Origin of the sequence: Tropicimonas sp. TH_r6 (genome assembly GCF_033101155.1) — a bacterium.
Taxonomy (GTDB): Bacteria; Pseudomonadota; Alphaproteobacteria; order Rhodobacterales; family Rhodobacteraceae; genus Tropicimonas.
In genome coordinates this window covers 1-9,227 of sequence record NZ_JAWMPX010000057.1, presented here as the reverse complement: position 1 = coordinate 9,227, position 9,227 = coordinate 1, and the positions used below count along the sequence as shown (strand labels likewise).

The following is a 9,227-nucleotide window of genomic DNA, read 5'->3' as shown; positions in this document are numbered from 1 at the left end:
AGAGCCGACGTTTGAAGATGCCACGTCCAAGGGCAGATTTGAGTTCAAGGCAAATCTCCATGGGGAGGGTGTTTGGAAACTTCGGTAACGGCGTAATTGGCGTAAGTTTCCGACGTTGAGTTTCGAGCGTGCTTGGGATCGCGGCATGTCTTTTGGGTTGGCGACCGGAAAACCCGTTCCGAGTGACTTCGCCGGCCCATCGGCTGTCGCGAGGCTCACAAGAGATTCGAAGGGTAGGCGACTTGCTTAGGATCAATGACAGGAATCACCATCCGCGCTACCAACCGATCATCTGAATGAACAAGAGCGGTGGCACATGGCATTCAGCGGCGAAAATGGCGGAATTGCCCCGGCGGGAGAACAGGCCGGGTGTTCACGAATGGCCGGCACCGCCATTCCCTGGAATCACGCGACGCTTCGACATATCGAGGACCTCTCGGACGCCGTGCGAGGTGCCGGCTTTCAGGTCGTGCAACTCACCCGACAGACGGTCACGGGGAGCCTCGTCCACCGTGATATGGACGGCATCCTGTTAAGCAGCGGGCGGATCGGGGGCCGCGTCACAATCGGCGGAGCCTTATCGGAAGACAAGATCTCCATCGCGGTCGGCTTGAGGATCGCCCCCGGATCGCAACTCTGGCATCAGGATATCCGCACTGGCGTTGTCGGCGTGTTCCGGCCGGGCGATGTTCACGAGGCCCAGTACCTCCCCGGATCGCTCTATGTCACTGCAACGTTGACGATGGATCGATTGGAGGAGGAAGCAGCGAAGATCGGGCTCGTTCTCGATGATCGGCAACTCGGGGAAACCGGCTTCAAGTTACCGGAAACCGGTCTTCGCAACACCGATACCCTTTACCGGAAAATGGCACGGGTTCACGCTGGCGGCCCCTCCAACATGGGCATTGACGGCGCGCTGCTCGACCATCTCATCCTTCAACTTGCGAGGGAACCTCACGCCGTTCGCGGCCCGGCCCATGAACGCGGATATGCGCGCATCGTCTCCATGGCGCGAGAGTTCATTGACGCAAATCTCCACTCCGCCCTGAGCGTGGATGACGTTGCGGGCGGGGCTCTGACCTCTCGCCGGACACTCTATCGGGCGTTCCAGAAAATCCTGGGCCAGACGCCACATGACTACCTGCGGACATTGCGTCTGCATCGTATGCGCCAGACTCTCCTGGAACACAGCAGGTCAGGCATATCTGTCACCTGGGCTGCGAACACCTGGGGGCTTGATCAACTGGGTCGAACATCCAGGTGGTACAGGGATCAGTTCGGAGAGCTTCCGTCCCAGACCCTTACGCACACATCACGGGCCACTGCCTCCCAACCTGTGAGACGTTCAATTTAGCCCGGAAGTTTGTTCGATTCAGATGCGTGCCCCCCGCAAGATTGGCACGATCTGAATAGCGCCACAGGAGACATCGGGCCAAACTACCTAAACGTGTACCGCCGCATCTCTCGCGCAACCGCGTGAGGGGCAGACAAGTGAGTAGTATTGTCGATGGCCGGGGTCACGTCGGGGGAGTGGAGCGGTGAAAGTCTTTCTGCAGAAATACTTGGCTCCACGCGGCACATCCCAAATTCCGCCGCAACCGCGCTGCTCTCCCGCTCATTGCGCACTGATCGGCTCTTTGCCGACACATTGACCAAACTGAATCAACCCGGGAGGGAAACCATCATGAAACTGACGCTCAAACTCGCTGTCGCCGCGATCTTTCTGACCGCCGGCGCGGTAACCGCCGAAACGATGACCACGGTCATCTGCGACGACATCAAGGTCACGATCGACGAGAAGCAGGCCATGGAAATCAAGGAGGCCACGGGCGAAGAGAATTTCGGTCGTGATGTCTGCGCGGTCATCGACGATATCGACACCACCAACCTGTCAGATGCCATGGATGTCGAGATGACGCTGTCGAATGGCAATGTCTACAACGTGACACTTCAGGCCGCCGAATAACCGCTCCCCTCGGGCGGTTCCCACCTGCGCTCCAGTCATCCACCGGATCTTCGGGCGCGCGGGTGGGGTCGTTGGACGTCCGGATCTCATTCCGGGCGAAGGATATCGCTTTGGAGAAATCCCCCATGAAACATACACTGAGAAACCTGTTGTCCGGAGGAGCCGTCACCGCACTGGTCTCCGTTGCCTCTTTTGCGATGGCCCAGGACGGCGCGATCCCACCGTTGATGGAACAGATCAACGGAGGTAACTGGCTCGATCCGGCCGAGGCCCAGGAACTGGTCGACGAGCTCTACTACCAGCGGGCGATCCAGGCCTATTACCTCATGCAACCGATGATGAACGTGGTGGGCATGCGCGACGGCTCCGAAGCGGAGTTCGGCGCAGGCTACAACGTCCTGCCGATCTGGAAGGACCGGATGGACAGCCGCACCTGGGTGCCGACACCCAATGCCGACGTCATCTATTCGATGAACTACCTCGACCTGAAGGAAACCGGACCGCTCGTTGTCGCGGCACCGCCGAATGTGATCGGTATGTTCACCGATTTCTTCCAGCGCACGATCACCGATGTCGGCGCGGTTGGGCCCGACCGGGCACGCGGTGGGCTCTACCTGCTTCTGCCGCCGAATTATGACGGCCCGATCCCGTCCAGTTACTTTGCCTTCGAGTCGCCGACCTACAATGTCTTCCTGTTCTTCCGCACCGTCATGGAAAAGGGCGACGACGGCCCCGACCCGACGGCGGCGGTGGCTCTGGCCGAGCAGACCCGGATCTACCCGCTCAGCGGCATCGAACGCGATGTGAAGCCGATGGAGTTTCCCAACGCCAGCGGCATCCGGGTCAACATGATGTATCCGGTCGACGCGACCTACTGGGACAAGGTCAAGGAATTCGTGGATTATGAGCCGCTCTCTGCGATGGATGTCGAGACCCGTGGCGTGCTGGCCGCCCTCGGCATCATCAAGGGCGCGCCCTTCGAGCCGACCGAAGCGCAGAAGGAAGCGCTTGCGAAGGCTGTTGAGGTGGCGCCGAAGATGATCCTTGCCGGGCGCCAGATGGGTCGGGCGGACGGGCGCAACAAGTATTACGAGGACCGGCAATACGAGAACGCCTGGGGCGGTACGACTGCGGAATGGTATCGGGACGGCTACATCGATATCGACCAGCGCGCGTCCTACTTCCAGTATGCGTATTCCTCGGCGCCGGCGATGGTCATGCGCACGATTGGTGCCGGGTCGAAATACCCGAACGCTACGCGCGATGCGGATGGCGAGTTCCTGAACGGCTCGAACAACTACATGATGCGCCTGCCGCCGAACCCGCCGGCCGCGCTGTTCTGGGCGGTGACCGCCTATAATGTCACCGACGGCACCATGCCCGAAACCGAGCAGCTTCTGCCCTCGATCAACGGCTTCTATGATGTCGAGAAGACCGAGGACGGCTCGATCGAGCTTTGGTTCGGTCCCGATAAACCGGCCGACGCGCCCGAGTCCAACTGGATCCAGACAGTTCCGGAGCGCAACTTCCTCGCTGCGCTGCGCCTCTATGGAACCGGCGTGGAGTTCTTCGACCTCACATGGCGGCCGGACGACCTCGTGAAGGTCGACTAATCCCGAACACAAGCTGGCCTGCATCGGGGGGATCCCGGCGCAGGCCGCTCTTTGCAAATCTCCTGCACCGAGCACTCGAAGCGCTGCAAGAATTGAAGGAACCATCCCCAATGAAAACACGGCATTCCCTGACAGTATCCGTTGCCGCGCTTGCGAGCGTCGCCTGTTTCACCACGCCGGTTTCGGCGCAAACCATGATGGACGAATGGAAGGCAACCGCCTCCTCGGATGTGAATATGCATCCGACCTACGCGAAGACCGTGGCGCAATCCGCCTTCGTCTGGGCTTACCCGATGATCAACATGATCAACCGGCGCGCCTCCGTCACCTCGGTTCCCGAGCCCGGCAAGGCCTTCGGCACCTTGCCGGCCGCCCCGAAGAACCAGGTCGGCATGCTGAGCAACTACATCGACCCGGGCCAAAATTTTATCGCCTGCCCGAACCAGGACGTGGTCTACGGCCTCGGCTTCATGGCGCTGGACGAGAGCCCGGTTGTCCTGCAGGTGCCGGATCTGGGCGATCGCTTCTGGGTCTATGCGCTCTATGATCAGCGCACCGACCAGATCGGCGAGCTGGGCAAACCCTATGGCAGCGCGCCGGGTTTCTACATGCTGGTCGGCCCGGACTGGGATGGTGAGACGCCCGAAGGGATCACCGGCGTGCTGCAAAGCCCCACCAACCTTGCCAATGTCATCCCGCGCATCTTCATGGATGACACCGACGAGGACCGCGAGGCGATACAGCCGTTGGTCGATCAGGTGGTGGTCTATCCGCTGGCCGATTTTACCGGCGAAATGAAGACCATAGACTGGTCCGAGGCGCCGTCCTTCGGCGATGCGGCCTCGGGCGGCGAGACCAATTGGGTGCCCCCGGAGCAGTTCCTCGAACAACTCGCCATGGTTCTCGAGATGGTTCCGCCGCAGCCCGGCGAAGAGGCCATGTACAGCCAGTTCGAGGCGCTTCTTGCCGTTCTGGAGCGGGACGAGGCGCTCAAGGCGCAGGTCGACGACGCATTGCTCGAGATCTCCGCGACCGTGGTGCCCGGGTTCCTGCGTTGGGAGCATAACGGCCAGCCCGCGGGCAACAACTGGAACCGCTCGCAGAACAACGCCGAATGGGGTGTGGATTATTACAACCGTGCCAGCACCTCGCGATCCAACATGTTCGACAACCGCCCGAACGAGACCCAGTATTTCTACACCGACTACGATATCGACGGTGGCGAACTGACGGGGGCCAACGCCTATGAGGTGACGTTCGCGGAAGGCGCACTGCCGCCGGTGCAGGGATTCTGGTCGATGACGCTCTACAACAAGGAGCATTTCTTCAACCCGAACGACCTGAACCGGTATTCGCTGGGGACGAAGAACAAGTCGCTGCAATATGGGGACGACGGCTCCCTGACGCTCTACGTCAGCAATGCCTCGCCGGGCGAGGCTCTCGAAACCAACTGGATCCCGGCCCCGGAGGAAGAGTTCTCGCTCTACATCCGCGCCTACTGGGGCGAGGAAGGTATCACCGGTGGTGAGTGGCAGCCCCCGGCCATCATGGTGGCAGAATAGACGGTGCGCTGGTGACCGAACCGCGCTGTCAGAGGTAGGTCGCCAGCATTCGATGCGATTTCAAGGAATGGTGACCGCCTGCCACGTTTGATGGGCGATCACCGGTTCGAAGATTTTGACACGATTCAGCAATAGGGAAGCAGAAATGGGCACCAATGCACTGATATCTGCGGCAGCAAGCGCGACCATCACGCTACTCGCAATCGCGGAGCCCGCTTCGGCCCAGGACACTTCTGCCGCGCAGGCAAACAACCCGCTGGCCAACACCACGGCGCTGAACTTCCAGAACCAGTACTTCGGTGAAATTCAAGGAACGGATCGGGACGCCAATCAGTTCTACCTGCGCTACGCTCAGCCGTTCCAGGCCTTCGGCGGCGACTGGCTGATGCGGGCGACGGTGCCGGTGAACACGGTGCCACTGCCGGGTGGCGACGATGAGACCGGCCTGGGAGACATCAACATCTTTGCGGCCTACCTGTTCGATACTGGCAACCCGGCCGTCAGCTTCGGCATTGGTCCGCAGGTCACGGCCCCGACCGCGACGGAGGACACGCTCGGTTCGGGCAAGTGGTCGCTCGGTCTGGCGAATGTGCTGTTCAATGGCACGAATCCCAAGTTCCAGTGGGGCTACCTGCTGACATGGCAGGCCAGTGTGGGGGGCGACGAGGATCGGGAGGACGTCAACCTTGGCGCATTTCAACCCTTCGGTTTCTATCAGCTTGGTCAGGGCTGGTATCTGCGCTCAGCGAGCGTGTGGACGTACAATTTCGATACGGACGACTACGGGGTGCCCCTCAGCCTCGGCATCGGCAAGGTGATCAAGACAGACCGCACGGTCGTGAACGTGTTTGCCGAGCCACAGAAATACGTCTGGACCAGTGGCGATGGCCAACCGGACTGGGGCGTCTTTGCAGGGTTGAATTTCCAGTTTTGACGAGGGCCCGGACTAACTCCCGAACCAAAACTGGAGGGTCCATTGAACAACGCTCGAAGATCTACAACGCAGACAAAGGGGTTGGAGCTTCTCCTTACGAAATTCAACGCCGACAGTTCTCGTCTGCTGCACCTTTTCATCAGCGACCCGCACATCCGTAATCTCTGCGAGGAATACGGCGCCGCGCTGACGTCTTCTCAGGCCTGGTCAGGCAGGCCCGAAATCGCGCGTCAGTTTCGTTGCATGGCCGTCGAGATACAGATGGAGCTCGAAGATATCCTGGGGAATCGCTCACTCAAGGATCTTCAATAGATCGAACTTGCGGTCCCTCATCGCACAACGACCAATCGAGCTCAAAGACAACAACGAGTACGCATACTGCGCGTTCGATGTCAGCTGTAGGAGTCCAAAGCGCCGGGACGAGGGAAATGCCGTACTGGAGCGGGCACCGAAGTCGGAATTCAAGGCAAGACTGATGAAGGCCGTCTCCGCAAAGCTCCTTTAGTGCGGACATCTGGGGTTTGCGCAGCGAATTACCGGTTTCCGCCCTTCCTCCCGGATGCTGCGTCCTGAACCAACGTCCGGAACGCGGAACTGGAGTGTTTGGTAGGAAGATCGCAACCACAATCCGGCGGCGGCGGGAGAGCGCTGGATCTTCAAGAAAGTCCGCACGTTCACAGAACGTCCAATCATCTTGCCCAGAGTCAACCTGTTTGCCGGCTTGATCCCTCGGCCGTTTCTCCACGAAATTGTTGGAATGAACCGAGACAAGCCCGATCGCATTTCCGAGGCCGAGATCAGGGATGCGGTGCTGGCCGAACTGGCCGGGAGGAGAGGCGGGTTTATGACCACGAGTGAACTGATCCGGCGGCTAGAGAACAAGCTCCGTCCCGGTGGTCGGGATCACGAGATCCTGGACAATCGGAGCGACACGCCGTTTTCACAGAAGGTCCGCAACCTCGTGTCGCATCGGCGCCAGGGAAGCGGTCTAGAACGGATCGGGTTCGCGAAATACGACGCCAACAAGAGAGGCTGGCGTATCACCCGGGCTGGACGTGCCTATGTCAGGGAGGTGCGGGCTGCTCGAAGTAACTTTTCATCTCTTCATCCCCTCACCGAATAAGGGGGGGGCGAGGGGACGACCGTGATCAGCTCAGGCCCAGGCGACACCCGGAGCGGGGTCCGCAAGACCCAATCCCCTGGCGTTGATGCCCAGCCGCCCCCATTTCTGTTCACGGCATCGACAAAGCGTGGTTTCGTTGAACCCAATCGCGCCATATGCGGTCAAGCAACCGGCCGTCACTGCCCTTCCGGGATGATCTCGATGACGCTCGGCAGGCCGTCCTCGTAGAACGGAACGAGGGATTTCAGAGCCTCCGAGAGCGGCATGCACCCGGTCAGCGCACGAGCCCCTGCCCGGATGGTGACCGGCGTCGACACGAAGTGGCTCGTCGTCTGAACCACGCCGTCGCGGGTCAAGGCGATGACCCCGCAATGCTTCCGGAAGAGGGCAACCCCGTCTAGCAAGCCGACCCACCAGGTGTCATTCGGTTGCGCAACATCCTGTAGATCCACCGACCACCGCTCATCGTCTTCCTGCAAGAGGATCAGCGTGAACACCGTTTCTACCGGCAAGTCGCACGGCTCGGTGGCGAGTTTATTGCGGATCGGTTCACAATACGCCTGAACGCGCTCCTCGATCTCTTGGGTTATCTTCGTGCCTTTGACCATTTCCATCATCATTCTCCTTGTTTCCACGGAGAAAAGGATATCGGCAGAGGCAGCTCCGGCACAGGATGCTGTGAATCTTGAGAACTACTTTCAAGGCACTGTTTTAATGAAATTATTTACGCCTTCGTCGACCTGAACGAATTGGGGCTCCAAAGATCGTGAAAGCAACGCCCGACCTGCGGGTTAGTTTGTCTCACGATCGGCTGCGTCTTCCAGGTTGACGGCGACACCCTGTCCCCATTTCAACCGGAACTCTGGCGCGAGACGGCTCTGATCCATGATCCGCGCCCGGCCATGCCGTGGGGCTTTCAGCATCTCGATCATCTCCTTGAGCCGCTCGACCTCCAGATAACCCTGGATGGCGCCATAGCGGGTCAGGAGGTCGATATAGGCCCGTGCCTCGCTCAGGGCGACCTCACCCCTCCCTGCGGCCACTGTGGTCTCCCTGGCCGCCTCCACGATCTCCTCCGGGGTCTTCAGTTCGGTGACAATGTCGGCCTTCAGGAAGTCCGACTGCTTAGGTGGTCGGATCCGGTCGATCAGCCAGGTGGCTGCGCGGACATCGCCCTCGTCCAGCGCCATCTCGATCACATCGGCGGCCTGGCCAAGCATCTCTTCCAGGCGGTTGCTTGCGACGCGAGCAGCCCGCGCCTTCACTCCATTCGGACCGGGAGGTCTGCCGGGCGAACGCGGCGGCTTGTGGCCGGGCAGGAACCTGCCATCCGGACCCCGCTTGGCCTTGCTCTCGTCGTGATCCGCCTGGTTCGCCATTGCCGTCATTTTCCCGTCAATAATACTGACATAATAGCAGGTTTCTCTGCCTGTGAATACCGCCGCTTCGCGACCCAACCGGTCGGAATAGTCGGGCTCCCGAAGGACAGACCATCCGCAAACAAGGAGAAAATCCGATGACGACCGACTTCTGTGAATGTCCGGGCGCCTACGAGGCCGCGATAGCGATACCTCCGGCCCCGGCAGAGGAGATCACCGATCAGGGAAGCACCTGGTTCGGATCACTGTTCAACTGGATCGGCAGCGTGTTTCACGCGGCCCTCAACATCGCCGACGCCATCCTGGCCTTCGTGCCATGGAGTGGCTGGGCGTTCCTGGCTCTCGGATTGCTTATCGTGCTGACGATGGTGCGGCCGAGGACAAGGAACGTCACCAACCACTACCACCGGCGCAGCCGGCCGCAGTTCAAGCCGAAGAGGTGAGGTGGGCCTGGCAGCGCATCCGCGCTGCCGGTTCTTTTTCGCCTGCAGGAGCTCGAAGCGGACGATGGCGCTGCGACGATCGGCAGAACGCATCGCCGACCTGAACACGGCGATACGAGGCCGTGAGGTTCGGTAAGTTTGCCGACCTTCCGGACCTTCGCTGCGAACGCGAAATTTGAGGGTTCACGGTGGAGACTTCGGTAAAGA

10 protein-coding genes are annotated in these 9,227 nt (G+C 60.3%); 8 read left to right on the top strand and 2 right to left on the bottom strand.

Annotated features, from left to right (window positions below):
- The first annotated feature begins 316 nt into the window (after positions 1-316).
- The 7 genes from R3X27_RS25015 to R3X27_RS24985 all read left to right on the top strand — a co-directional run bounded on the left by R3X27_RS25015 (position 317) and on the right by R3X27_RS24985 (position 7,198).
- Positions 317-1,354, top strand: coding sequence for a helix-turn-helix transcriptional regulator (locus tag R3X27_RS25015; protein ID WP_317711638.1), 1,038 nt, complete (start codon positions 317-319; stop codon positions 1,352-1,354).
- A 330-nt stretch (positions 1,355-1,684) separates the two neighbouring features.
- The gene (locus R3X27_RS25010) at positions 1,685-1,966 is read left to right on the top strand and encodes a hypothetical protein (protein WP_317711637.1); all 282 of its coding nucleotides are present in this window, start codon (positions 1,685-1,687) and stop codon (positions 1,964-1,966) included.
- Positions 1,967-2,091: 125 nt separating this feature from the next.
- The gene (locus tag R3X27_RS25005; RefSeq protein WP_317711636.1) at positions 2,092-3,579 is read left to right on the top strand and encodes a DUF1254 domain-containing protein; all 1,488 of its coding nucleotides are present in this window, start codon (positions 2,092-2,094) and stop codon (positions 3,577-3,579) included.
- A gap of 110 nt (positions 3,580-3,689) precedes the next feature.
- A complete protein-coding gene (locus R3X27_RS25000) occupies positions 3,690-5,141 on the top strand; it encodes a DUF1254 domain-containing protein (RefSeq protein WP_317711635.1) in 1,452 nt (483 codons plus the stop codon).
- Positions 5,142-5,286: 145 nt separating this feature from the next.
- Positions 5,287-6,075, top strand: a complete 789-nt coding sequence (locus tag R3X27_RS24995) for a hypothetical protein (RefSeq protein WP_317711634.1) — start codon at positions 5,287-5,289, stop codon at positions 6,073-6,075.
- An 81-nt stretch (positions 6,076-6,156) separates the two neighbouring features.
- A complete protein-coding gene (locus tag R3X27_RS24990) occupies positions 6,157-6,387 on the top strand; it encodes a hypothetical protein (protein ID WP_317711633.1) in 231 nt (76 codons plus the stop codon).
- A 445-nt stretch (positions 6,388-6,832) separates the two neighbouring features.
- Positions 6,833-7,198 carry a hypothetical protein gene (locus tag R3X27_RS24985; protein WP_317711632.1) on the top strand — a complete coding sequence of 122 codons (366 nt, stop codon included), beginning with the start codon at positions 6,833-6,835 and terminating at the stop codon, positions 7,196-7,198.
- Positions 7,199-7,374: 176 nt separating this feature from the next.
- Here R3X27_RS24985 and R3X27_RS24980 read toward each other — a convergent pair whose 3' ends face one another.
- Both R3X27_RS24980 and R3X27_RS24975 read right to left on the bottom strand, forming a co-directional pair.
- Positions 7,375-7,818, bottom strand: coding sequence for a hypothetical protein (locus R3X27_RS24980; protein ID WP_317711631.1), 444 nt, complete (start codon positions 7,816-7,818; stop codon positions 7,375-7,377).
- A 171-nt stretch (positions 7,819-7,989) separates the two neighbouring features.
- On the bottom strand, positions 7,990-8,577 hold the full coding sequence (locus tag R3X27_RS24975; RefSeq protein WP_317711630.1) for a hypothetical protein: 588 nt from the start codon (positions 8,575-8,577) through the stop codon (positions 7,990-7,992).
- 137 nt (positions 8,578-8,714) lie between these two features.
- On the opposite strand from R3X27_RS24975, the gene R3X27_RS24970 reads away from it, so the two are divergent.
- The gene (locus tag R3X27_RS24970) at positions 8,715-9,020 is read left to right on the top strand and encodes a hypothetical protein (RefSeq protein WP_317711629.1); all 306 of its coding nucleotides are present in this window, start codon (positions 8,715-8,717) and stop codon (positions 9,018-9,020) included.
- Positions 9,021-9,227: the final 207 nt, after the last annotated feature.